General features: G+C 45.0%; 27 protein-coding genes and 1 other annotated feature. Of the genes, 13 read left to right on the top strand and 14 right to left on the bottom strand.

All coding sequences use genetic code 11. The features are described 5' to 3' along the window. Positions 1-19: 19 nt before the first annotated feature. The gene (locus ATG71_RS03170) at positions 20-1,090 is read right to left on the bottom strand and encodes a D-alanine--D-alanine ligase (RefSeq protein ID WP_098438458.1); all 1,071 of its coding nucleotides are present in this window, start codon (positions 1,088-1,090) and stop codon (positions 20-22) included. A 299-nt stretch (positions 1,091-1,389) separates the two neighbouring features. On the opposite strand from ATG71_RS03170, the gene ATG71_RS03175 reads away from it, so the two are divergent. From ATG71_RS03175 to ATG71_RS03185, 3 genes are all read left to right on the top strand, one after another. Continuing rightward, a complete protein-coding gene (locus ATG71_RS03175) occupies positions 1,390-2,577 on the top strand; it encodes a dicarboxylate/amino acid:cation symporter (protein WP_098438459.1) in 1,188 nt (395 codons plus the stop codon). 122 nt (positions 2,578-2,699) lie between these two features. Further along, positions 2,700-3,251 (top strand): GNAT family N-acetyltransferase, encoded by a 552-nt coding sequence (locus ATG71_RS03180; protein ID WP_098438460.1) that lies wholly within the window; start codon positions 2,700-2,702, stop codon positions 3,249-3,251. A gap of 14 nt (positions 3,252-3,265) precedes the next feature. Continuing rightward, positions 3,266-4,351 carry an FAD-dependent oxidoreductase gene (locus tag ATG71_RS03185; protein ID WP_179886443.1) on the top strand — a complete coding sequence of 362 codons (1,086 nt, stop codon included), beginning with the start codon at positions 3,266-3,268 and terminating at the stop codon, positions 4,349-4,351. 58 nt (positions 4,352-4,409) lie between these two features. On the opposite strand, the gene ATG71_RS03190 is transcribed toward ATG71_RS03185, so the two are convergent. The 7 genes from ATG71_RS03190 to ATG71_RS03220 are packed head-to-tail and all read right to left on the bottom strand — an operon-like array spanning position 4,410 to position 10,958. After that, positions 4,410-5,834 (bottom strand): dihydrolipoyl dehydrogenase family protein, encoded by a 1,425-nt coding sequence (locus ATG71_RS03190; RefSeq protein ID WP_098438462.1) that lies wholly within the window; start codon positions 5,832-5,834, stop codon positions 4,410-4,412. Positions 5,835-5,846: 12 nt separating this feature from the next. Next, complete coding sequence (locus tag ATG71_RS03195; protein ID WP_098438463.1) at positions 5,847-6,428, bottom strand: CDP-alcohol phosphatidyltransferase family protein; 582 nt, start codon at positions 6,426-6,428, stop codon at positions 5,847-5,849. Positions 6,429-6,442: 14 nt separating this feature from the next. Beyond that, complete coding sequence (locus ATG71_RS03200; protein ID WP_098438464.1) at positions 6,443-7,102, bottom strand: TVP38/TMEM64 family protein; 660 nt, start codon at positions 7,100-7,102, stop codon at positions 6,443-6,445. A gap of 12 nt (positions 7,103-7,114) precedes the next feature. Beyond that, on the bottom strand, positions 7,115-8,083 hold the full coding sequence (locus tag ATG71_RS03205; RefSeq protein ID WP_179886444.1) for an ABC transporter ATP-binding protein: 969 nt from the start codon (positions 8,081-8,083) through the stop codon (positions 7,115-7,117). Then, complete coding sequence (locus tag ATG71_RS03210; RefSeq protein ID WP_098438466.1) at positions 8,080-8,880, bottom strand: ABC transporter permease; 801 nt, start codon at positions 8,878-8,880, stop codon at positions 8,080-8,082. Before ATG71_RS03210 ends, ATG71_RS03205 begins: the two co-directional genes overlap by 4 nt. A 7-nt stretch (positions 8,881-8,887) precedes the next feature. Next, positions 8,888-9,748 carry an ABC transporter permease gene (locus ATG71_RS03215; protein WP_098438467.1) on the bottom strand — a complete coding sequence of 287 codons (861 nt, stop codon included), beginning with the start codon at positions 9,746-9,748 and terminating at the stop codon, positions 8,888-8,890. Then, positions 9,729-10,958 (bottom strand): ABC transporter substrate-binding protein, encoded by a 1,230-nt coding sequence (locus tag ATG71_RS03220; RefSeq protein ID WP_098438468.1) that lies wholly within the window; start codon positions 10,956-10,958, stop codon positions 9,729-9,731. The genes ATG71_RS03215 and ATG71_RS03220 overlap by 20 nt, the downstream gene beginning before the upstream one ends. A gap of 213 nt (positions 10,959-11,171) precedes the next feature. Here ATG71_RS03220 and ATG71_RS03225 point away from each other — a divergent pair, with 213 nt between their 5' ends. After that, positions 11,172-11,660 carry a BsuPI-related putative proteinase inhibitor gene (locus ATG71_RS03225; RefSeq protein ID WP_098438469.1) on the top strand — a complete coding sequence of 163 codons (489 nt, stop codon included), beginning with the start codon at positions 11,172-11,174 and terminating at the stop codon, positions 11,658-11,660. 41 nt (positions 11,661-11,701) lie between these two features. Here ATG71_RS03225 and sfsA read toward each other — a convergent pair whose 3' ends face one another. Next, positions 11,702-12,445, bottom strand: a complete 744-nt coding sequence (gene sfsA, locus ATG71_RS03230; RefSeq protein ID WP_098438470.1) for a DNA/RNA nuclease SfsA — start codon at positions 12,443-12,445, stop codon at positions 11,702-11,704. Further along, positions 12,442-13,215, bottom strand: a complete 774-nt coding sequence (locus tag ATG71_RS03235) for a hypothetical protein (protein WP_286162900.1) — start codon at positions 13,213-13,215, stop codon at positions 12,442-12,444. The genes sfsA and ATG71_RS03235 overlap by 4 nt, the downstream gene beginning before the upstream one ends. Before the next feature lie 443 nt (positions 13,216-13,658). Here ATG71_RS03235 and ATG71_RS03240 point away from each other — a divergent pair, with 443 nt between their 5' ends. From ATG71_RS03240 to ATG71_RS03250, 3 genes are all read left to right on the top strand, one after another. Continuing rightward, positions 13,659-14,834 carry an FtsW/RodA/SpoVE family cell cycle protein gene (locus ATG71_RS03240; protein WP_034763125.1) on the top strand — a complete coding sequence of 392 codons (1,176 nt, stop codon included), beginning with the start codon at positions 13,659-13,661 and terminating at the stop codon, positions 14,832-14,834. A 52-nt stretch (positions 14,835-14,886) separates the two neighbouring features. Next, positions 14,887-15,091: a binding site (T-box leader), on the top strand. A 47-nt stretch (positions 15,092-15,138) separates the two neighbouring features. Beyond that, positions 15,139-16,827: an arginine--tRNA ligase gene (gene argS / locus ATG71_RS03245; RefSeq protein WP_098438472.1), complete on the top strand. Its 1,689-nt coding sequence runs from the start codon at positions 15,139-15,141 to the stop codon at positions 16,825-16,827. A 180-nt stretch (positions 16,828-17,007) separates the two neighbouring features. Beyond that, complete coding sequence (locus ATG71_RS03250; RefSeq protein ID WP_098438473.1) at positions 17,008-17,589, top strand: YqaA family protein; 582 nt, start codon at positions 17,008-17,010, stop codon at positions 17,587-17,589. Between the two features lie 45 nt (positions 17,590-17,634). Here ATG71_RS03250 and ATG71_RS03255 read toward each other — a convergent pair whose 3' ends face one another. From ATG71_RS03255 to ATG71_RS23265, 3 genes are all read right to left on the bottom strand, one after another. After that, positions 17,635-18,534: a diacylglycerol/lipid kinase family protein gene (locus ATG71_RS03255; protein WP_098438474.1), complete on the bottom strand. Its 900-nt coding sequence runs from the start codon at positions 18,532-18,534 to the stop codon at positions 17,635-17,637. 172 nt (positions 18,535-18,706) lie between these two features. Beyond that, on the bottom strand, positions 18,707-18,991 hold the full coding sequence (locus tag ATG71_RS03260) for a hypothetical protein (protein ID WP_286162901.1): 285 nt from the start codon (positions 18,989-18,991) through the stop codon (positions 18,707-18,709). Positions 18,992-19,076: 85 nt separating this feature from the next. Next, positions 19,077-19,226, bottom strand: coding sequence for an Lmo0850 family protein (locus ATG71_RS23265; protein WP_098351100.1), 150 nt, complete (start codon positions 19,224-19,226; stop codon positions 19,077-19,079). A 165-nt stretch (positions 19,227-19,391) separates the two neighbouring features. Here ATG71_RS23265 and safA point away from each other — a divergent pair, with 165 nt between their 5' ends. The 6 genes from safA to ATG71_RS03290 all read left to right on the top strand — a co-directional run bounded on the left by safA (position 19,392) and on the right by ATG71_RS03290 (position 24,599). Further along, the gene (gene safA, locus ATG71_RS03270; RefSeq protein ID WP_098438475.1) at positions 19,392-20,012 is read left to right on the top strand and encodes a SafA/ExsA family spore coat assembly protein; all 621 of its coding nucleotides are present in this window, start codon (positions 19,392-19,394) and stop codon (positions 20,010-20,012) included. 128 nt (positions 20,013-20,140) lie between these two features. Then, positions 20,141-20,554 carry a CBS domain-containing protein gene (locus ATG71_RS03275; RefSeq protein ID WP_034763135.1) on the top strand — a complete coding sequence of 138 codons (414 nt, stop codon included), beginning with the start codon at positions 20,141-20,143 and terminating at the stop codon, positions 20,552-20,554. Between the two features lie 208 nt (positions 20,555-20,762). After that, the gene (locus ATG71_RS23270) at positions 20,763-20,930 is read left to right on the top strand and encodes a hypothetical protein (protein WP_156030145.1); all 168 of its coding nucleotides are present in this window, start codon (positions 20,763-20,765) and stop codon (positions 20,928-20,930) included. A 333-nt stretch (positions 20,931-21,263) separates the two neighbouring features. Then, positions 21,264-22,697 carry an alanine/glycine:cation symporter family protein gene (locus ATG71_RS03280; protein ID WP_098438476.1) on the top strand — a complete coding sequence of 478 codons (1,434 nt, stop codon included), beginning with the start codon at positions 21,264-21,266 and terminating at the stop codon, positions 22,695-22,697. Between the two features lie 113 nt (positions 22,698-22,810). Next, on the top strand, positions 22,811-24,259 hold the full coding sequence (cls, locus tag ATG71_RS03285) for a cardiolipin synthase (protein WP_098441711.1): 1,449 nt from the start codon (positions 22,811-22,813) through the stop codon (positions 24,257-24,259). Positions 24,260-24,341: 82 nt separating this feature from the next. Then, positions 24,342-24,599 carry a YpbS family protein gene (locus ATG71_RS03290; protein ID WP_098438477.1) on the top strand — a complete coding sequence of 86 codons (258 nt, stop codon included), beginning with the start codon at positions 24,342-24,344 and terminating at the stop codon, positions 24,597-24,599. A gap of 86 nt (positions 24,600-24,685) precedes the next feature. Here the strand turns inward: ATG71_RS03290 and ATG71_RS03295 are convergent, their stop codons facing one another. Continuing rightward, positions 24,686-24,958 (bottom strand): DUF2187 family protein, encoded by a 273-nt coding sequence (locus tag ATG71_RS03295; RefSeq protein ID WP_051758445.1) that lies wholly within the window; start codon positions 24,956-24,958, stop codon positions 24,686-24,688. Positions 24,959-25,156 lie beyond the last annotated feature (198 nt).

Here is a 25,156-nt window from a genome sequence, read left to right on the forward strand (position 1 = left end):
GTGGTCAGTCCCAAGTTGTTTACATCGTATGTTTAATCGTTTGTTTGTCTTGATAGCGTTCCAAGCCAAGCTCCACGAGTTTCCCGATCAGGGTAGGATAATCAACGCCAGTGTGCTTCCAGAGAAGCGGGAACATACTGTACGGTGTGAAACCTGGCATCGTGTTCACTTCGTTCATGTAAATCCGGCCGTCTTCCGTCAAGAAGAAGTCTGCACGTACAAGTCCTGAACAATCAAGGGCTTTGTATGACTGAATGGCAATTTCCTTCATTTCATTGTAGATGCCGCCTTCTACTTCTGCAGGGATGATGAGGGCCGTATCCCCATCTTCATATTTGGCTTTATAATCGTAGAAATCTTTCTTAGGTACGATCTCACCTGCCACGGAGCATTCCGGCTGATCGTTGCCAAGGACGCCAAGCTCGATTTCCCGGGCCTTCACGCCTTCCTCAATGATGATCTTACGGTCGAATTGGAACGCTTCTGAGAAGGCAGCCGCTAATTCCTCACGGGACGTACACTTGCTGATCCCGACAGATGAGCCTAAGTTGGCAGGTTTCACGAAGCATGGATAACCAATCTCTTCTTCTACCTGTTTATAGGCAGATTCCGGGTTCCCCTTCCACGTACTGCGGATGAACCACGTGTAGTTGACTTGAGGAATGCCAGCCTGCGCAAATAGATTCTTCATGATGACTTTATCCATTCCGGCAGATGAAGCAAGGACCCCGTTCCCTACGTATGGAAGATTCAACAGCTCAAGCATGCCTTGAACCGTACCGTCTTCACCATTCGGTCCGTGAAGTAATGGGAAGATCATGTCATATCCTTCAGACTCAGAAGGAGCGATGGACGTACTCAACGCATTGGGAGCGATCTCTTCACCGTGCTTAAACTGCAATGCTTTTACATCTTCAACAGGGGCATTCAATTGTGGTCCTTTAATCCAATTACCTTCCATCGAAATAAAGATAGGGTGGATTTCATATTTATTTAAGTCCAGGGCACCGATCACGGCCTTGGCTGTTTGCAAGGAAACATTATGTTCAGCGGATTTACCACCGTACAGTAAGCACAACTTCGTTTTCATGTATTTCGTTACCTCCAATATTCACAATAGATGTTTCTATTTTATCACTTTCACCGGAAAGGGAAAGAATGATTCCTTTGGAAAATAAAAATTACCACATTTGTCTTGATTCAAATGGCATTCAGATCATGCCCCATTATATATGTATGCAAACGAAAACCAGTCCGGCGACAGTTCTTTCAATTATTATTCAGAATAAACTTAAGATTTCGCCTATTTTAAAAGCTATTAAGTTATCACTCTATTAGGTGTATAATCCTCGTATTAAAAACATTTGTACTTTCGAGGAGGACACCCAGATGAGAAAGTTCGGTTTACTGCCTAAGATCCTTTTAGGTATTGCGTTAGGTATTGTCATTGGAGCATATGCACCAGAATGGTTTGTCAAAATCTTTGCTACATTCAATGGACTATTCGGTAATTTCCTTGGATTTGCGATTCCATTGATCATCATCGGCTTCATCGCTCCGGGGATTGGCTCCATGGGTAAAGGGGCAGGAAAACTTCTCGGATTGACCACTGCCCTTGCGTATGGTTCCACCGTGTTAGCCGGTTTACTCGCCTTTACGGTTGCAAAGTCTATTTACCCAACTTTACTCGCGAATCAAACGTCCCAATCATTTGAAAATCCAGAAGAAGCTCTTCTCAAAGGGTTCTTCACAGTGGACATGCCTCCGATCATGGGTGTGATGTCGGCACTTCTCATCGCGTTCACCATTGGACTGGGAATGGCCGCCATTAAAGGGGATACCCTTCAAAAAGGGATGGATGAATTCAGAAACATCGTGGAACTCGTCATTGAAAAGATCATCATTCCACTTTTACCGATTCATATCCTTGGGATTTTTGCCAATATGACACAAGGTGGACAAGTGAGTGCCATCATGTCTGTATTCGCGAAAGTATTTATCATGATCATTCTTTTACATCTTGTCTTTTTAGTCGTTCAATATACAGCCGCCGGTACACTGAGAAAGCAAAATCCACTTTCCATGATGAAAGGGATGCTCCCTGCTTATTTCACGGCACTTGGAACACAGTCATCGGCGTCAACGATTCCCGTCACCCTTGAACGTTCCAAGAAAATCGGTTCAAGAGAACGGATTGCAGACTTCTCTGTCCCGCTTCTTGCCACCATTCATTTATCAGGCAGCACCATCACACTCGTCAGCTGCGCCATGGCCGTCATGTTCATCCAGGGTGAAGCACTGCAATTCACTCAGCTGTTCCCGTTCATTTTGATGCTCGGCATCACGATGATTGCAGCACCTGGTGTGCCCGGGGGAGCCGTCATGGCAGCCCTTGGATTACTTGAAACGATGCTTGGATTCGGTCCGACTATGACGTCTCTCATGATTGCCCTTTACCTTGCACAGGACAGCTTCGGAACTGCCTGCAACGTAACAGGAGACGGTGCCATCACATCCATCGTCGACAAACTGACCCAAAAGAAAAAAGCACGGGTCTCCTCAATCAAAGCAAGCTAACCAAACAGAGGTCCGTCCCTCACTTCAGAGGGACGGACCTCTGTTTTTCATCGTCTATTCTGATTATTTCGTATATTTTCTGTATAATGGAATTAGTAACACAATAAAGGAGTGCTCATAAATTGAAATTTACCGGTCAGCGTGTAACACTTAGAAAAATAGAAGAGAGAGACCTTCCCCGTCTTTGGGACTATATTTACGGAGATCCTTCCCCCGAGTGGAAAAAATGGGACGCCCCTTATTTTAAACATACGTACGTCCCCTTTGAGGAGTATATGGAATCATCCATCAGAAATAAAAGTCGCAGCGATGAGTTCCAACGGGTCATCGAGGTCGATGGTACCATCATCGGAACCGTCGGATACTATTGGGATTACGAGCCCACCAGGTGGCTTGAAGCGGGAATCGTCATTTACGATCCTGCATACTGGAATGGTGGATACGGAACCGAAGCCTTATCCCTATGGGTCGATCACCTCTTTACGACGAAGGAAATCGGACGGGTCGGCATCACGACGTGGTCAGGGAATGAACGGATGATGAAGGCCGCAGAGAAAATCGGGATGCAGCTTGAAGGACGGATGAGAAAATGCCGTTACTACAATGGTGTTTATTATGACTCCATCCGCATGGGCATGATCAGGGAAGAATGGGAAGAAAAGCGCTCTCTCTAAGAAGGAGTCCCACTATGAAAACAATCATCTTAGTCGGTGGCGGACACAGCCACCTCCACTGCATAAAAAAGAGTCAACATCAAGAGGAAAACGTGAAATGGGTCCTCATTTCCCCTTCCCGTTATCAATATTATTCCGGAATGTTCTCCGGGTACACGGAAGGTATCTATTCATTGGAAGAAACCCGGATTGATTTAGAGAACTTGTGTAGAGATTCGGGCTGTGACTTTGTCGAAAGTACCGTTCTCTCCATCGATCCCGATCAGCAGCATCTGTTAACAGACAAAGGGGAGATCTTCACCTACGACTTTGTTTCATTCGACATCGGCTCCCGTAATGATTCAATGGAGATCAAAGGCTTACATACACACAACCTGCCCATCAAACCAAATTACCGATTCCCCGAGCAAATCGGGAAACTGCAGAACAGCAGAAAAACCATTTTTATCGGGGGTGGTGCAGCAAGTATTGAAATGGCATTATCACTGAAAGCATGGAAGAGGGACAAAGGATTCGACAATCATGCTGTTACTGTCGTCCACTCCTCCCCCCTATTAGAGAAAGCGGGTATCTTTTCGTCTAAAAAAATGTCGGATATCGCCCTTACAAAAGGCATTGACCTGCATAAAGGGCGTGTGACGAAAGTGGAGGGGTCCCAACTGTACACTGATCAAGGAGAGATCCTCGATTATGAAGAAGTGATTTTCTTAGGCGGACCTAAAGCACCTCCCCTATTCGGGAGCAGTGTATTGCCGACAGATGAACAAGGATATCTTCTCGTGAACAGCTACCTTCAATCAGTGGAATACCCAAACGTGTTCGGTACCGGTGATTGCGCTACCTTACAAGACTTTCCCGACGTCCCTAAAAACGGCGTAACAGCCGTCAGACAAGGGCCAGTCCTATGGGAAAACCTGAACGGCGCCGCAGCCAATGGAAAAATCATTCCCTTTGAGCCCCAGAAGCGATATCTCGCCATCATGTCTATCGGGGATAAACGAGGCCTCTTAACCTACGGATCCTTTTCATTGGTCAGCGGCTGGGCGTGGCGGTTGAAGAATTGGATCGATCGGCGGTTTATAGGGAAATATGGAGAGTGAGAGCGGCTTACCCAACAAAAAAACACGACCGCCTCCCAGCAGTCGCGCTCTATACACTTTATCTGAACAATTCCACATACTTCTTACTAATCACCGGCAATACCCCGTCGAACAGCTTCTCTCTCCAGTACAGGTCCGCTGCCTGCTGGACGGCTGCTGCGTGATTCGGATAAGGATAGACCATGTTGGAAAGGGCACCGATCTTGCTTCCTTTTTCCATTGCGAACACGACCGGCTGCATCCAGTCGCCTGCACCCGCGCCGACTGCGTGGGCACCGAGAATCTTGCCTTTCGGGTCTGTGATGATTTTGACGAGCCCCTCGGTCCGATGATCTGCCACGAACCTGTCGACCTCGTCTAATGTTTTCTTATAGACCTTGTATTCCAACCCTTTTTCCACCGCTTCTTCCTCCGTCAAACCGATATGAAAGATTTCCGGTGTCGTATAGGTTGTCCAGGGCAGCTTGTTATAGGAAACATTTCGTTTCAATCCGAAGACGGCGTTCTGGACCACGAGCTTCCCTTCCATTCCGGCACCATGGGTAAATGGATAGCGGCCGTTCACATCTCCTATGGCGAAAATATGAGCATGATTCGTTCTTAATTCGTCATTCACTTTGATGAATCCCCGGTCGTCGGTCTCCACCCCGGCAGCGGAAAGATTCAAGAATTCTGTCCCCGGCTTGCGACCTGTAGCAAGGAATAAAAGGTCCCCCTCAACCGACTGCTCCGCTCCATCTTTCACGTAATGAACCACTTTCTGTCCATCACTCTCCGTCACACGTTTGATTTCCGCTCCATATACAAACTGAATATCCTTTTCCAATAACCCGGTGGCCACTTCCTGGATTTCCTTATCTTCTTTCACCAGGATTTCATCATGCTGTTCCAGGACAATGGCTTCTGAGCCTAAATGGGAGAAGGCCTGTGCCAGTTCAAGACCGATGGGGCCTCCGCCGATGAACACAACTCGACTCGGTAACTCATTGACTTCGAATACTGTTTCATTCGTATGATATTCAACATCTAGAAGGCCATCGATTTCCGGGATAAGGGGACTTGATCCTGTCGCCACAACCACCCTCTTCCCGGAGATCCGGTCCTCTTTCTCCACCAAAATGGTATGGGGATCCAGGAACTCGGCTGCTCCGAAATAAATATCGACCCCCAGCTCCAGGAAGCGCTCGGGATCATCGTGCTGTTGGATGTGAGAAATGGCTCCTTTGACCCGTTCTCTTACCTTCTTCATATCGACAGAGCCTTTGGTTTCGAATCCGTAATCCCCAGCGGCACGTATGGTCGCCACTTCCCTTGCCGATTGGATGAACGCCTTGGACGGGACACAGCCAAAGTGAAGGCAATCCCCGCCCAGAAGGCCGCTTTTCTCAACAAGTGCCACTTTGGCACCCAGTGAAGCAGCCCCCGAGGCGACGGTCAATCCGCCGGCCCCTCCTCCTATGACAATTAAATCGTATTGTTCCATCTGAATCTCTCCTTATGAAAGTAATCGTTTCGCTTCCAGAAATCGTTGGATACCCGTGTATAACTCCACTGCCAAAAACAGTAGTGTGGTCCACAAGACAATGGATGGAAAGATCATCATGAGGCTGAACAGGATGAACCCTTCCGTTCTTTCAGCCAGTCCCGCCTGATAATAGAAGGACTTCATCCCCTGTTTCTCTGATACAGCTCCCACAGTCAGGAAAATGGTCATGGAAATGATGATGGAGACACTGAGTAAAAGGAGGGCCCACATGATATCAGGATGCAGGAAAGCAACCCCGAGGATGACACTGATTTCAACGATCCGATCAAACGTGACATCCATGACGGTGCCAAAGGGAGATGGTTTCGTCAGACGGGCCATGGTGCCATCCACGGCATCCAGGAATCCCGACAGCCATAATAAAAGGACGGCCATGACCGGGAAGCCCAGGTAATAGACCAGACCTGTCACAGAACCTATGATGAAGGCGGTGACCGTCACTTGATTGGCCGTTAATCCTTTGCTCAGGAACAGACGCGCCGTTCCCTCTATACTTGGCTGCACCCACTTGCGGGCATGCGTGTCTAACATGTACTTCCCATCCTTTACTTATCTTCTTTGCCTGATAATCCAAGCCATGCTTTCATCTTCTTCTTAAAAATGAGGGGTACGATGATCATGGCCAAGAAAAACGCAATCGCAATATATAAATTCGTCCGATCTTCTCCTACCAAGCTTGACCCCAGAAAGACATAGCCAAACGTTCCCGGTAAAATGCCGATGGCTGTGGCGAGAATGAATGGAAGGTATCTCACTTTCCCCATACCGGCCAGGTAACTGATCAAATCAAAATTCAAGAACGGCACCAGACGCAATACCAGGACATAGATAAAGCCGCTCTCCTCCATTTTTTCCCGTATCTTCACCATACGGGGTGATGGTCTTTTTAAGAGTTTCGCCCCCAGGAAGCTTGCTGCATAATAGGCAACCGTCGCACCACCCAGTGCCCCCAGTACAATATAAAAAAATCCTTCCATCGCACCGAAAGCAAGGCCTGCCGAGAACGATAGGATGGAAGCAGGGAAAAGGATCAATGGGCGGACCGTATAGACAACAATAAAAACAATCGGGGCCCAAATGCCGAATGACACAATCCAATCCCTGATATCATGGGGCTTTATATAAAAGAAATGACGGCTGAGCCACATGAGGAACAGTAATATCGCGATGAATAGAAAGATCTTGCCGATTTCCTTCTTCTTCAATGTTCTTCCCTCCTATTCCTCCTTCTGAAACGTTTGAATGTTCTCTTCCCCAGCATATAGCCAAACCGTCCCGTGGGAGGATTCCCGATCAAGGGGTAGATAGAGTTTCTGTTTCAATTCTTCCACCCATATTTCATAAATGTTCGTTCCTGCTACAAACAGCTTTTGCTGAACCGTGCCCTTCCAATTAGGGTAAGGCAGATCCTGTCCAGAATAGCTTATGGACAGATGGGAAGCATGAATGAATTGTCTGGGAGTCAGTATGAGTCCGTCACTCATGAAAGAAGCGACGAAGGAGAAGCCCGGGCGGTAATAGATTTCCTCCGGTGTCCCGACCTGCAGGAATCGGCCCTTGTGTAACACCGCCACCCGGTCTCCCACCTCATAAGCTTCATCACGGTCATGGGTGACGAACAAGACTGTGGTTCCTTCTTCTTTAAATACGTTCAAAACCCACTGCCTCAACTCTCTCCTCAGTTGCAGATCGAGACTGCTGAAAGGTTCGTCCAAAAGTAACAGCTTCGGTTTCAGAATGAGGGAGCGGATAAGGGAAACCCGTTGCTGCTGGCCACCCGAAAGCTCAGAGGGGTAATGATACATGACTTCACCTAAACCGACTCTTTGAATATAATCTTTCGCATTCTTTTTATTTTCACGTTTCTTTTCCCCTCTCCGTTCCAGACCGTACATGACGTTTTCAAGAACATTCATATGAGGGAACAACAAAGGCTGCTGAAAGACCATTCCAATCGGTCGGTTCTGTGGTTTGGCTGAAGAAATATCGTTACCATCTATTAATACCTTTCCCTTTGTAGCAGATTCTAAGCCTGCGAGAATCCGCAAAAAGGTTGATTTTCCTGAACCCGATGCTCCCACCAATGAGAGGATTTCCCCTTTTTTCAAGGAGAAGGTTATATCATTTAATATCTCTTTCTCTTTAAAGGTTTTGGACACTCCCTGGATATCTATGAATGGACTCACTTCCTCTTCCTCCCTCTTAGATTCTGGTAAGGGAGTAAGAATGTCATACACCCCTCAAGTATGGTGTATAAGATGATGGGAATAAGGGCGAACACGATGGAGAATGCCGCCATCACCGCTTCATCTGCCGTATCGGTAAATGGGTAGTAGACCATTGCAAGGGTTACGACGTTCCCCCCGCCTATGATCGCCGTCAACACGTATTGACTTAAAGAGATGACAATCGTCAGGAACAATACACTGCGTATGCTTGGAAGGAGCAAAGGCAATTCGATATGATATAAGCGCTTGATGGCACTCCCTCCCAGGATGGTTGATTGTTCGAGTAATTTCGAGCCGATCCGCTCATAACCCGTTTTAAACATTTTAATGCTGTAAGGAATCGTCGGCACCAAATGAACGAGGGCGACCCCAAGCCAGTGATCGGCGAGACCATAACGTATGAAGGTAATATGAAGTCCGATGGCAACGACTAAAACAGGAAGAAACAGAGGCAGCATCATGAGCGCTTCCATCAACGCTTTCCCCCTGAAAGAAGAAAAGGAAAACACTTTTCCCGCTGTGATGCCGATCAGTAGATTGAGGCCCAACACGACTACTGCAATCCATACCGACACCCATACTGAATTCAGAAACTCTCCTTCATTCATCAAGAGTTCCCACGCCCTTACGCTTGGTTTGCCTAGAGTAGGACTCCCCCATGCCCCTACACCGTACAAGCTTTTATATACTAAGAAGAAAACGGGGAAGACAAAAAGGATAAAGGATATGCTGTAAAATACCGTTTTTTTCATCATGACACCCCTAATTCCCAATCCCTCTAGTGATGTGCAGCCGTTTCTTGTTGGTGATATAGAGAACGAGCCACATGAAGATCCCGATGCCCAGTCCGGTCAATACAAGGGAGGCAAACGCTAATGGACGGTCACTCCAGTTACCGCTATAAAACCAGTCGTATGCAAGGATCGCGAGCATTTGTGGAGACGTTACCCCCAACAACCTCGGAACTTCAAAGCTGGTAAAGATAAAGGCAAAAAGAATCGCCCCTGTTTCGATGAGGACAGGATAGATAAAGGGCCATTCTGCCACTCTGAACGTTTGATAGGAGCCCGCTCCCAATAACGAAGCGACCTCTTTATACCCTTTGGATAGGGTGGCATATACGGGTAACAGCATCAGGGTCACAAAGGGAACTTCTTTCCACACATACGTCAACATGATCCCGACTCCATACCGGTCCTGTACCAATATGGGGAATTGACTGCGGTCGTCAATCCAGCCGATGATACCGGCAATATGTGAGAAAAACCCGCTCTGATTAAAGAGTAAGTAGACGAGATACGCCCATACAAAATGGGGGACGAGCATCGGGATCCACACCAGCAGTTTATGCCGGGTTTCCTTTAACAATGGAAAGAAAGCCTTGACGATACCCAATCCAATAAAAAGGGACAGGATCGTTGAAACCACAGTAACCGTCAGGCTGAACAGGACAGATGTGATAAAACGATCTTGTTCATATAATTCCCGATAGTACTCGAATGTAAAGACTCCCCCGCCCCTTACACTTTCCAACATCGCAAGGACGATCCCGAGTCCCGGAATCAGGAGGAAAAAGAGGAAGCCCGGCAAGAGGAGAAGTGCGTTATTGGCTGGCAACTTCACGGATCCAGTTCTCCTTCAACCATTCAACGTAGGCAGCATCAAGCTCACCCTTGAAGTTTTCTTCAAGCTTCGAGGCTTCCAAGACACTTTCACCACGATCGATTTCCATGAACTTCTTCCTCCACTCCTCATCAAGCTTGTCATAGGAAATGGGCGAACTCTCCCCCCAATAATCCGGCTTGAGTTTCTCATACTGCGCTTCCGGTGACAGAAACTCATTAATGGCCACCAGGGCACCCTCTTTATTGGGACTATTGAAAGGAATGGACAGGAAATGAGTATTCCCAATCGATCCAATGTCACTCAATATGAATGACTTCGTGCTTGCCGGAAACACGCCATCCTTGATCAAATGTTCCGCCCTTGCTTCGTTATATCCCATCGTCATCCATACCTCTTCCTGACTGTACAGCTTATCAAGATCCGTCAAAGTGGATGGATACGTCTCCCCTTTTCGCCACAGGTAAGGCTTCAGGGTGTTTAATTCGTCCCATACTTCCCCTCCAATCTCTTCCGACATTTTTTCATCAAACCCGTCCCGGGCCAGATTCGAATCCGATTTGGCATAGAGGAGATGTCTTAGAAATGCATTCCCGGTGAAATCACTTGGGTTTGGATAGGTGAATTTCCCGGGATTCTCTTTCATGAATGTTTTCAAATCTTCAAAGGTAGCCGGGGGGCTTTTCACTTTTTCACTATTATAGAAAAAAACGAATTGAACTTTTCCCCAAGGGGCTTCGAACCCTTCTGTTTCCGTTCCGAAGTCATATTGAAACGCGTCACTGTCCGTATCATAGTATTGGTTGTAGTTAGGCAGTTTGTCAGTAAAAGAACCAGCCAACAGATCTTGCTCTTTCGCATTTTTAAAATTTTCACCGTTGACCCAGACGATGTCGATCGTCCCTTTTTCTTTTCCTGCCCGCTTCTCGGTTTGCAGCTTCTGCAGGATTTCCGGTGTGTCTAAAGGTACCCGGTTCAATTCGATATTGTTCTTTTCTTTTAACATGGGGGCCATGACCTCATCGATATATCGATTGATCCCGTCATCTCCTCCCCACATGAACATATTCACTTTGGTCCCTTCTGCTTTCGACGTGATCGTTCCCCACTCGTCATCAGGAATTTTCACAGTATCGTTTGCATTTGACGATCCACAAGCCGATACTAATAGTAAGAAAAATACGCTTACAATCGTTAACCCCATTCTCATCCATCATGCTCCTCTGCGCTTTTCTCTAATTATATAGTACTGAACCGTATAATATAAAAAAGGAATCTGCCTTGAATATGTAAATGAATGCCCGAATTGTGGGTGAAAGAAACTAGAAGAGCACATCCCCCATGCCTTCGTGCTCATATTCTCAGGAGGCTTGTAACTTTTTTCAGCAAACTCTGTCTAATACAGTAAGGAGGTGACTCTAGCGTGAAGCGATTCATGATGATGATAATCATTCTTATAGCGGGAATGGCCGGCTGTGGAACAGCTGATGAAAATGACAGCCAGCAGGTAAAAAAAGAGACCGAACAGGGAGCGGGTGAAGATATTTCTGTACAGAAAGGAATTGTCGCAGGCGAAATGGAACCTTCATTAACCAAGAAAGATGCCGATGGTCAAAGTGTGTATGTATATAGTGTAAAAAACCAAACTGAGCAGGAGAAAACATTTTCGTTCTCATCCGGCCAGACGATTGACTATGAACTTCGCAACGAAAAAGGCGAGGTCGTTTATAAAGATTCAAAGAATAAAATGTATACACAGGCATTACAGGAAATCACGGTGAAACAAGGAGAAGCGTTTTCTCGTGAAATTGTCCTCCCAAAGGTTGAAAGCGGCTCTTACACATTGACCGTCTGGATGACCGCCAAGGGGGATCAAGACTATAAAGCGACGGCTAAGGTAGTGGTAGAATAGGGACACAAAAAAGGATTAATCTCGGGCGGGGCACGGCGAGATTAATCCTTTTCTGTGTAAACGGGGATCGATTCACTGAGGGAGATGCGTTCAGGCGTCACGATGCAATATCTTCCGAAAAAACTGACACCATTTCTTGCTGCTTCTTCCATGACCCGGGCAAAATGGGGATCGATTTCAGGAGCGGAAGTAATTCCCCTGAGGTCTGTACGCTGGGCAATGAATAAGACCGCTGTTTGATAGCTTCCCTTCATCTGCAAATGTGTCAGTTCCTCTACATGCCTCGCTCCCCTTGCTGTGACGGCATCGGGAAATTTACCTATTCCGTCCTCGACCATCGTGACACTTTTAACTTCGAGTAGTAATTTTTCATCATTTTGTTTATGTGTGAGGAGGAAGTCAAAGCGTGAACCTCCCACCTTATATTCGGCTTTTTCCAGGCGCCAGCCCTTCAGCTCTTCCAGTACTTCCAACTGCAGGGCTTCCAGTATCAATCGGTTTGGATATTGAGTATTCAAGGAAACATACATATCGTTTACGGGATCATGGGTCATGACAGCCGACCACCTTGTTTTCCTTTTTGGATCCTTGGATTCCTGGAGCCAGATCGGCCCTCCGGGTACCAGCAAGTCCTTCAGCCTGCCCGGATCGGGTAAATGGACTTTTTCTTTTGAGCCTGAAGGAAGCTCACACTCCAGCACAAACCGATTGAGCCGTTCAAGAAAGACGGCTTGAACCAGGGTGTCATGGAATGAAATATCTGGGAAAATATCACGGTCCCTCATTTAAGTAAGGCGCTCCAGCTCTTCGTTTTACGGTCATATGATAGTAACCCGTTCGCCGGCAATTTACGGATCTGCTTATAATCCTCTGTCATTTCATCCATGTCATAATAATCACCGATCACCCATATAGGAATCTCGATCTTCCCTCTCGTTACTACTGCTTTTTCAAGGGAGATGACCATTCCTTCTTTTAACTTATCCTGAAAGGAATGAATGACTTCCTTTCCGATCACAGGGTAGGGTTTCTCCTTCTTCATACCGAAGAGGCCTTTCCCGCTCTTGACCGTACTGAGTTTGGATGAAAGGGTCGCTCCCAGCATATGATAGAAGTCCTCGAAGTCCCGGTAATAAACTTTATTGAACCAGCCGTCATCATGTGAAAGATAGGCGTAGCGATTATTCAACTTAGAATAGAATGGAGGATTTAACGGCTGTTTAATATGACCCATATAAAGGAGTTCTGCAATTTCCTGACCGTTCAATTCATCGACTCCGACCTCTTCTTCAAAGTCGATCCAGCAGAAGTCTCCGTAGCTCTGGACCCCGTCATCGATGATCTTCTTCATTTCGTCCTGTTCTACATATTCCATATGGGTATGTATATTGAAAGCACCATGCTCGTACTGATGCTTGATAAGAAGTAAGTTCTTTAAGGGTTTACGGGCATTCATTGCAAACTCGTTGAAATGGATTCCGTAAGAAACCACATAGTGGCGATCCGGATTCTTGTGAATATAGATGATATCTTTGACTTGGTTATTTGCCTTCAAGAACATTCCCTCCATCTGATTAACACGGTGCACAGTTCATAGTTTCTATTTTATCAAATATAGAACATACTTGTTCTTTTCTATTTCATTTCAAAATGATGACAAAAGTCGCAGGGAATTGTCGAAAATAGTCATATTTCAGTACTATGTGTGGAAGTTATGCTTCTATTTCCTGCTTTTTTTGGAATGTGTCGGTTGATTTCCGTTCCAGGTGCTCGCTTTCCGCCGGGCTAAAACATGTAATAAATGGAATATCCCCTCTCTATTTTCCCCGTAATCCCTTCTGCCATCAACATTCCCAGTGAATATAAATACTCACCTGTTTCAAATACCTGTCATGTCCCGACAGAAGTTCTGGAATTTCTCGGGTCATGAGTAGAAATTTCCTTTCATTTCTATTAGACTAGGAATGTGAAATCTTTAGAAATTCAGGTGAATAGATTATGGAAACTCGCCAGCGATTTGCTGATAAGATCGATTGGGGTCTTCTCTTTTTATTGATGCTGTTCTTTATTGTAAGTGCAATGGGAATCAGCAGTGCCCAGACCTCAGGGCAATATGGGACAAACTTTGTGATTAGACAGGCTTTTTGGTATGTAGTGGGCGGTATCATTATCGGCGCTGCGTTATTTCTCGACTCAGATCAGTATAAACGGCTTGCCTGGTACATATACGGCGCAGGAATCTTCTTGCTCGTTTTATTATTGATTTCTCCGGAAAGCATCGCGCCTCACCGGAATGGGGCCAAAAGCTGGTTCATGCTTGGACCGCTTGGATCGATACAGCCTTCAGAGTTCATGAAGACATTCTTAATCCTTGCTTTGGCACGTGTCATTACCAATCATCACGAACTTAATCCAAGAAAAACAGTACAGACAGACTTTCAGTTATTGATTAAAATCGGCTTGACCACCCTTCTCCCCCTTGCTTTCATCATGCAGCAGCCGGATTTAGGGACATCACTGGTCATACTTGCCATCATGACGGGTATCATCCTCGTTTCAGGTATTACGTGGAAGCTGATTGTGCCTATCTATGCTTCGATCGGAGTCTTAGGTGCGGGCATCCTTTCACTGGTCATATGGGCTCCACAATTATTGGAGAAATATTTAAACGTGAAACCTTACCAATTCGGACGGATCTATGCCTGGCTTGATCCGTACAATTATGCCAAATTAGAAGGATTTCACTTGATCAACTCCCTTAACGCCATCGGTTCGGGACAGATTTTCGGGAAAGGCTACAGTGACCGGGAAGTGTATATCCCGGAAAATCATACAGACTTTATCTTCAGTGTCATCGGTGAAGAGTACGGATTCATTGGCGCCAGTGTCGTCATCAGTTTATACTTTCTGCTGATCTACCATCTGACCAAGACGGCGCTTGATACGAAAGAGCCTTTCAACGCTTATGTCTGTGCAGGGATCATCAGTATGATTACGTTCCATGTGTTCCAGAACATTGGCATGACGATCCAGTTACTGCCGATCACCGGTATCCCCCTTCCGTTCATCAGTTATGGAGGGAGCTCCCTCATGGGGAATATGCTGGCCCTCGGACTCGTATTCAGTATGAGGTTTCATCATAAGACGTATATGTTTTCTTCAGAAGATTCCTAATTACCGGTTGCATTCATACGTGAAATGTGTAAAATAATAGTAATTAGATATGGAATATTCTGTGAAGAAGAGAGTAATCCAGACGTGGAACATAAGCGAGCCGGGGGCGGTGGGAGCCCGGTATGAAGCCCTGGATGAACCGCACTTCTGAGAAGTTCTTCTTGAAATCAGTAGGGAAGAACCGGGATCTCCCGTTATACAATGAGTGTCCTTAATCGGGAATAAGAGTGGTACCGCGAGCTAAACTCGTCTCTGTGTAGAGACGGGTTTTTTTGTGTTTTATACTAATGGGAGGTGTAAGAAGATGGACTTGAAATCGATACTTGCTCAAGAATTAAAGACTCAGCTCTTGCAGGACTGGAGCGAGAAAGATCTATACGATTTGATTGAAATTCCGAAGCATAGTCATTTAGGCGACTTGGCCTTCCCTTGCTTCCAGTTGGCGAAAACCATGAAAAAAGCTCCTGCACAGATCGCCAAGGAAATGGCCGCTGAGATTACCTCTTCCCTTTTCACCAAGGTGGAGGCGGTTGGACCTTATATTAATATCCACTTTGACGGGAGTAGAGCAGGAAAAGAAATCGTGTCGGGGATATTGGCGAAAGGAAAGGATTATGGAACCCACACCTTCGGAGAAAACAGAACCGTCGTATTAGACATGTCCTCCCCTAACATCGCCAAGCCCTTTTCCATGGGACACCTCCGTTCAACGGTCATCGGGAATGCCATTGCCACCATTGCCGAAAAATGTGGCTATCGCACCGAGAAAATCAATTACATCGGTGACTGGGGGACACAGTTCGGGAAACTGATCGTCGCTTTCAAAAAATGGGGAGACCCGGAAAAGGTCAAAGAGAATCCCATTGCCGAATTGTTCATTCTTTATAAAAAGTTCCATGAAGCAGCAGAATTCGACGCTTCCCTTGAAGACGAAGGAAGAAAAGCCTTTAAGCTCCTCGAAGACGGGGATGTAGAGATTACCGAGCTTTGGAGATGGTTTAAGGATGAATCACTCCATGCCTTTAAGACGATCTACTCTTTACTTGGCGTCGAGTTCGACTCCTATAACGGTGAAGCATTCTTCAATGACAAGATGGAAGAAGTCGTAACCTTGCTTCAGAAACACCATCTTCTAGAGGAATCCCAAGGGGCTCAAGTCGTTCGGATGGATGATGGGAATCTACCTCCCTGCCTGATCAAGAAATCTGATGGAGCAACCCTTTATGCCACACGGGACCTGGCTGCTGCCCTTTATCGTCAGCGTCAATATGCCTTTGATGAAGCCCTGTACATTGTAGGACAGGAACAGACCATCCATTTCCAGCAAGTGATGAACGTGCTGAAAAAGCTCGGGTACACTTGGGCGGATGAAATGAAGCATATTCCATTCGGTTTGTATTTAAAGGATGGAAAGAAGATGTCTACAAGAAAAGGAAGGGTCATCCTCCTTGAAGAAGTGCTTCACGAAGCAATCAAAATGGCAGAGGACAACATTAACCAGAAAAACCCTGACTTAAACGATGCTTATGCGGTTGCAAGAGATGTCGGGGTCGGGGCCATCATTTTTCATGACCTGAAAAATGACCGTCTCAATGATATTGAATTCTCCTTGGAACATATGCTCACGTTCGAAGGTGAAACCGGTCCTTATATTCAGTACACGTATGCGAGAGCCCAGTCCCTTATTAGAAAAGCAGGTCAGACAGCTCCACTGACATTTGAAGGTCTTGACGATGCCGAAAGCTGGGAAGTGATAAAGCAGCTGCGATTATTTCCGGATATCATCGAGAAATCATGGCAGCATTACGCGCCATCTGTCATTGCCAAATATTTAATCGTCACAGCACAAAGCTTCAACCGTTATTATGCTAAAACCAAAATCATTTCGGATGACAACCAGCAACACTCCCGTCTGGCCCTGGTTCATGCAGTGGGGATTGTCCTTGCCGAAGGATTGCGATTATTGGGGATGAAATCTCCTGCCGAAATGTAGAATCCGAAAGAAAACTGTCACTATTTCCCGAGAAATAGATTTATTTCGAAAATGTGTCTGTTTCAGTTCTTTAAGTCAGGGATGAATAGGATATGTCATGACTCCCTTTATGAAAAGTGATATACTTCTTATGTTCTATTAAATTCGAAACTAACGCTTTATTCATAAAGGAGATTACTTATGTCTGAACTACTTCACACGTTCGAAGCATGGTTAATGGATTACGGTGTATGGGGACTGATCATCGTCTCTTTCGCTGATTCATCTTTCTTCCCCATTCCACCTGATGTATTATTGATTCCATTGGCGATTGCCAACCCTGGCAGCGCCCTGCTTTACGCACTATATACGACGACCGCTTCCGTCATCGGGGCCCTTTTTGGATGGTTGATCGGGAAAAAGCTGGGTCGACCGATCCTCGTTCGTCTATTCTCTGAAGCAAGAATTCAAAAAGTAGAAGAGTACTTTACAAAGTTCGGCCCAATGGCCTTACTGATTGCAGGTCTGACACCGGTCCCTTATAAGATTTTCACGATATTCGCAGGCGTTTCAGGTGTGAAGATCCGGGTATTGGTGATCTGGTCGATCATCGGCAGAGGGATCCGCTTTTTCCTGGAAGGAGCGATCATTCTGACACTGGGAGCAAAAGCAAAACCTTTCATCGAAGAGAACTTCGCTTTACTGACACTTGCAGCTGGCGGTGTATTGATTGTTGTCTATCTCGTCTACTTGTTCATCAAAAAGAAAAGGCAGACTCCTTGATCAGCGGATCTAAAAAGGAGCATGGGATCATCCCATGCTCCTTTTTTATTCGGAAGCTCCCACAACAAAGCGCAGATGCTTATGTAATACGCGTAGGGACTGCCTGCTGCCTTCATAGAGTTCCCCATCCATATCAAGCTTCTCATCCTGCCCGAGCTCAATATGGGCTTCTTTTGCTTGAATGTGCTTGATATCGTCATATTCTTCGCTGATATTGCCTGTACTTTTAATGACGAGAAATTCCTTCAGTAATGGAAATCCACTTTTCTTCACTACATATATGTCCATCAATCCATCGTCCATATTGATACATATAGGCAGTGGATTGGATCCGATCGAACGGCCGTTTGCGACCAACAGCATGACGACCTCTTCTTCCACTACTTCATTTTCCGTCGTGACCTTCACATTCAAGATAGGTGAATCCTGAATCGATTGGAAAGCACTGATATAATAGCTCAATTTCCCGAGGACACTCTTTGATCCTACATCAATATTATCGCTTGTCTGGGCAACCAATCCCGTGCCCCAGAAGTTACTGAAATACCTCTCCCCTGCTTTCACAATGTCGATTTCCTGTTCATAAGGCTGTTCGGTTATAAGACGGACGGCTTGTCCGATATTCATCGGAATGCGCAGGGAGCGGGCAAAATCGTTACATGTGCCACCAGGGAGAATGGCGACAAGCGGACGATCATCGAGGACAGACAGCCCATTGATGGCTTCATGGATCGTACCATCCCCGCCCATGATGACCACCAGCTCATAGCGACTCCCTGATTCCCTGGAGACCCTTTCGGCATCTCCCTTTTCTTTTGTTTTATGAATGATGAGTTCGTTGCAAATATCCAATAAAGGGGGGACGGCATCCTTCAACAGGATCTCGAGTGTCCCTTGACCTGCTTTGCCATTGCATATAAGCAATACTTCCGAAAATCTCGCCATGAATATCGTCACCTAACCTATAGATTTAGTATGGTACATAAAAAGAGGCTGACCCAAAACGATGAGTGATGATCATCCTTATCGGACCAGGCCATATGATTTGAAAATATTTCATACTTTCATGTGTACTTACTGGCTTGGAAGCCGATGAATCTTGGGTCAACCTCTTTTACTATGCCGTATTCGAGTCTTCCTGAGGGACTTGGAGTACAGATCGATAGGCAATTCCGAGACGCCCTTTGATATAGCTTTGGGGGTCATAGGGAATATGCTGATGCTGCATGCGATGAAGCTCCATTTCTGCAAACATAGCCAGTGCACGACAAACCTGATCCAACGCCATGCTTACACGGTGTGGATCTGAAGGCTGCTCCCGGCTCATACAGTAGTATGAAATCTCATCTGCCTTCTTTCTGATTTCCTTTAATGCTTGTGGATCAAACATCATTCTTTCCATGCCTAACCCTCCCCTTTACCTTTAACTATAGTATATCGGGAAGAATCGGGAATTATGTCTGTCCCATATTTCGGATAAGCGTGGATTATGAATCTTGTGTTAACGTCTTAGGTAATGGTTGATACTGCTTTAGTGAATGAAGAATTTCCCGTCTTGATTTCGTTTTTGAAATATTCACACCGACGTTCGACAATTTCGTTATCACTTTTTTAAAGCGATCGTTCTCCTTTACCACGTTATTCACCTCTTTTTAAAATATCGTTACCTATTTGTACGTTCTACTCCGCAAAAGGTTTCACTTATTGTTATATGGTTTTCCTTTTCCCTAAAAATGAAACGATAATCCTACTTTTACACATTTCAGAAGAATAATTTGTTTCGAATTACACAATTTATACTCATGAAAACTAAACTAACATGTATTCTAATCACAACGTCCCTTTTCTTTAGTCTATTTGGTCTACATAAAACAACTGCCGGAAACACGTATATTGTAAAAAAAGGAGATACTCTTTGGACCATTTCCATGGCGTTTCGGATCGGATTGTCTGAAATGATCCGTGCGAACCCCCAGGTGACAGATCCAAATATCATTTATCCGGGGCAACACCTTAAGATCCCGAGCATCTTATCCCAAAGTTCATTTGAAAACAGGGTCACTGAATTAACAAATAAGGAACGGATGAAAAATGGCCTCCCTCCTCTTCAGGCTGACAGGAGTCTCTCTGAGGTTGCCTTGTATAAGTCCCGGGATATGAGGGATGCCGGGTACTTCTCCCATCGAAGCCCCACCTACGGGACTCCCGATGAGATGATGAAACGTTTCCACATCGTCTATAGCGAAGCTTGTGAAAATATTGCCGCCGGGCAAATGAGTCCTGAAAAGGTTGTCCGGGACTGGATGGACAGTCCGGTTCACCGTAAAAATATTCTCAACAAATCCTATACACATGTTGGCGTAGGATATGCCGATGGAGGGACGTATGGGTCCTACTGGACACAGCTGTTTATAGCGAAATAAATAGTGGAATGATGAAGGTCCGTCCCTCCCAAAGCTCAACAAAGTTGGAAAAACATGTTCAGGATAAGGGCGGGAAATGGGATGGATAATAAGGGTGTACTGCCATTATGATCAAGGGGGAATTTTTCATGCAAGTACGTGATATTATGTCGACAAATGTGGAAGCAGCTTCTAACCAGGATTCACTTGAGAGCGTCGCTTCCAAGATGAGTTCCAGAAACGTTGGTTCCGTTCCTGTCGTTGAAAATGGACAGGTTGTCGGTATGATTACGGACCGTGATATTGCGACTCGTGGACTGTCTCAAGGTGCACAAGGAAATGTCTCTCAGGTAATGTCACAGCAAGTTGTGACAATTTCTCCTGATGCATCCGTAGAAGAAGCATCGGCTTTGATGTCCCAGCATCAGGTGCGCCGTTTGCCTGTTGTGGAAAACGGTCAGCTGGTCGGGATGCTCGCTTTAGGAGATTTGGCAGTACAGCAGAAATCCGATCAAAGTGCCGGAAGCGCCTTAAGCGGAATCTCCCAGAATCACCTTCGTTAATAAAGGCTTAAGAGCAGAAACTTCATAGTTTTCTTTTACTGAATAAGGGGCCCTAGAGCCCCTTATTCAGTGTAAAGAGGTCTTAATCGACTTATTGTGACTAAGTGATGGGTATATCGTCATTTTTTTCATGTTTAGGAAGGATTTTCTTTGTTTGTGACGAATATGTGATTAATGCAAAAGGTGTTTATGGAGGAGGAGGTTTTGTATGAGTCGTGCTGCACGATCGTACCGTAAGGAAGTTCGTCATTTTAAACGTGAGAACCGCAAAAGAGTCTTCGCCGACAGCATTCTTGATTTCTTATTTATGTTATTTGGTATTTCCATGATCACGGGGATTTTATTATTTGTTTTAGGATTTTGGAATTTTTATTAATCAAAGGATCACTGCCATTATTTTTCCTATTTTAATAGTTTGAACGCTTAACCACCGCCATGGATTTCTATGGCTTTTTTTTGTGTTCCGAGCTACACACACCACATAAAAAAACATTATTCAATAAACCCAAATAAGTTATTCCAAGATAATAATTCACCCTATTACTTTATTCTTACCCAGATTCAGAAAACCTTTATTACTATGATAAAATAGTTCGTTTCACTAAATAAAACTTGGTAATATTTTAATATTCAGATAATAACTTGACTTCCTTTTTAAATTTTCAGATAATATTATATGTAACCGACACAATTTTTCGAGGGGGTTATCATGGATATTTTAAACAATTTAGTTACGGAAGCAAACTCCATATTATGGGGGTATATTTTAATTGGTGTACTTCTCATTTTAGGTTTATACTTCACAATCGGATCTAAATTTGTTCAAATTCGCCACATAGGTGAAATGCTTCGATTATTAGGGGATAAAGATGTCGTTGAAGCAGAAGGGGAAAAGCAGATTTCTTCCTTACAGGCATTCTTTATTGGAGCAGGTACTCGAATTGGTACAGGTAATTTAGCAGGAGTAGCCATTGCCTTAGCAATTGGGGGACCTGGAGCGGTCTTCTGGATGTGGCTCGTCGCCATTTTGGGAGGGGCCAGCGCATTTGTCGAAAGCACATTGGCTCAGATTTATAAAGAAAAGGATAAGGTTGGATTCAAAGGCGGCCCCGGCTACTATATGAAGAAACAACTGGGCAAGCCCTGGATGAGTTCAATCTTTGCGGTTACCATCATCCTATCCTTTGGGACAACCTTTAATGCTGTCCAAAGTAATACCATCGCAACGGCGTTCAGCAATTCATTTGGCATCAATACGTTTGTCATTGGAATTGTACTGGCCGGATTGACAGCACTCATCATCTTTGGCGGTGTGAAACGCATAGCCAACTTTTCATCTTTCATTGTACCGATCATGGCAGGCTTTTATATTGTACTCGCTCTATTTGTAGTCATTACGAATATCACTGAAATGCCCGGCGTCATCGCCATGATATTCAAGAGTGCCTTCGGCTTTGAACAAGTCGTCGGTGGGGGTATCGGAGCTGCGATCATGAACGGCGTAAAGCGTGGGCTATTCTCCAATGAAGCCGGAATGGGTAGTGCGCCGAATGCGGCAGCTACGGCATCGGTTTCCCACCCGGTCAAGCAGGGATTCATCCAGGCACTGGGGGTATTCTTTGATACGATTCTCGTATGTTCCGCGACGGCCTTTATCATCTTAACGTCAGACGCCTACGGTTCCGGTTTGACGGGAATCGAACTATCTCAAGCAGCCATGTCTGAACACTTTAACTCATGGGCCGGAATCTTTCTGGCGATTGCCATCTTTACCTTTGCCTTCAGTTCCATCATTGGGAGTTATTATTATGGTGAAGCCAATCTCCCATTCATTAATAAAAGCAAGACCGGTCTGATGATCTACCGCTTTATTGCACTGGGAATGGTGATCTTCGGGTCAGTCGCGAGTCTTGATATCGTCTGGAGCCTGGCTGACTTTTCAATGGCCTTGATGGCCCTTACGAACTTGGCTGCCATCGGTATTCTGGCACCGATTGCCTTTAAAGCTTTGGACAACTATATGACGCAGCGTCGTCAAGGATTGGATCCGGTCTTCTATGCAGATGACATTCCTGAATTAAAGAATGTCGAATGCTGGCCAAAGCGCCAAAGTGACATGCCTAAAAAAGCAGTAAATGAATAATAAACCTTATGTAAAAGAGCAGGAGCAGGTCCCTGCTCTTTTTTCTTGTCATTTTTTTCTATTCCATTCTGGTATACTATTGATAGAAAGTTAGTCAAAGGAGCCATAACATGATGAGTATCCTATCTGCTCTTCTAGGGGTATTATTTTTTCTTAACCTGATCCTTGCCGCTGTCATTATATTCTTAGAGCGGAAAGATGCGGGAGCGACCTGGGCCTGGCTGATGGTATTGTTCTTCATTCCATTTCTTGGGTTCATCCTCTATCTGGTATTCGGGCAGAACTTGAGCAGGAAAAGGTTATTTGATTGGGAGGATATGAAGAAGATCGGAATTGAAGGCTTGATTCACAATCAGATTCGATCCTTGAAGGAACATCGTTTTCCTTTTAAAAATGAAATCGCCTATCGTTATCAGGATCTTATTTATATGCATCTGATCAATAATGAGGCTCTACTGACCCAGGATAATGAGGTCAGCTTTTTCACACACGGAGAAGACAAGTTTGAAGCGCTGTTAGAAGACATCGAGGCAGCAGAGGATCATATTCATATACAATATTATATTTTCAAAAAAGATCAGTTAGGTAAGCGCATCTTGAAGAAGCTCACGGAAAAAGCTAAGAAAGGCGTAAAGGTCAGGGTCTTATACGATGAAATGGGGTCCCGGCGAACGAGGCGGGGATTCTTTAAAGGCCTCCTCTCTTCCGGTGGGGAGGTAGAAGTGTTTTTCCCTTCGAAGATCCCCTTTATCAACCTCCGCTTAAACTATCGAAATCACAGAAAGCTCGTGATCATTGATGGGAAAGTTGGCTATGTAGGCGGATTCAATATCGGGGATGAATACCTGGGCTTGAACCCGAAGTTCGGTTATTGGAGGGATACTCACCTCAGAATTGCCGGCAGCTCTGCACTTGCCATGCAGACACGGTTCATCCTCGATTGGAATCAGGCAAGCCGATCGAAGAAGATTGCCTATGATCTGCGATACTTTCCCCCGCCTTCTTTCACGGGGGATGCAGGGGTTCAGATTGTCACATGCGGCCCCGACTCGGAATGGGAGCAGATAAAGAACGGCTATATCAAAATGATTTCATCTGCCAAGGAATCCATCTACATCCAGACCCCTTATTTCATTCCAGACGTCAGTCTCCTCGATTCTTTGAGGATTGCTTCTCTTACAGGAGTCGATGTCCGGATCATGATCCCGAATAAACCGGACCATTTATTCGTCTATTGGGCGACGTATTCCTATATCGGGGAGCTCCTGAAAGCCGGAGCGAAGATTTATATTTATGATAATGGATTTATTCATGCCAAAACGATTGTCGTCGATGAGGTCATTTCTTCTGTAGGTACAGCCAATATCGATGTACGAAGCTTTCGTTTAAACTTCGAGGTCAATGCCTTTTTATATGATCAGGCACTCTCTGAAAATCTGGGAGTGGTGTTTAGAAACGACATTGAAAAGAGCAGGGAATTAACATTGGAAGACTATCATCAAAGACCTTGGACGATCAAAGTGAAGGAATCCATATCGCGTCTGTTGTCCCCCATCTTATAGAAGGGATGATTGGACATTGCCATCTGTGGATGGATAAAGGCATAATAGACTTATTGTGAAAGAAAAAGAGAGGGATGAGATCATGAGTGTGCACAAAGAAATTTCCAAGCATTCCAACATGCAAAATCAGCTTGTTCAGCAATTTATGAAACTGGATGAGCGCAGAGAAAAAGCAATTGACGAAGCTGTTCAGCTTTGTTCTGCCGGAAAACCTTTTACAACGGATCACATTAATCAAGTAACAAATGAAATCAATATTTTGGCAAGACGCGGGGTAGTTCCGCAAAGAAAGCTTGTGACAACGGAAATGGTTGAGGAATATGTCGCGAGACTAAAATAAGCTGCACAACATAAATAACCCTGATACGTCTACAACCATTCTGGTGGTGAGGCCGTTTCAGGGTTATTTTATTTGAAGGCTGAAATTTAGGCTTTTAATGCGCTATTCCACCCATCATAAACAAATACAGGCTGTGTATCGTTTTCTGCTCGCTCTGTCACCACATAGTTTTTATGTGCTACGACCGTTTGATCATCAGGTAAATCCAGTTTCTTCGCAATTTCCCTATCCATTTTGACGATGACGGTATTTTCTCTTAAGGTCGTGACGACACCGTTGATAACATGTTTCTTTCTTTTAAATTGAATCGTATCCCCAAGGTTTGCATTCTCTTTTGAGTAAACGAATGTATTTTCCATTTTAAAGTCCCCTTTTTAGTTAAAGTGATCGTTCCCTTTTTAATTGAAAGAATTTTCTAATAATATTATTTTAACTTGTATTTATATAAATTTCAATGAATGACTTATCCTTTTTGTACCACAATTGCATAAAGTCAAAACCTTTTAACGTTTTATTTTTTTGAGTTGCACATAAAACCGGGGATCAAGCCCTTTATA

It is taken from the genome of Bacillus sp. es.034, assembly GCF_002563655.1.
Lineage (GTDB): Bacteria > Bacillota > Bacilli > Bacillales > Bacillaceae_B > Rossellomorea.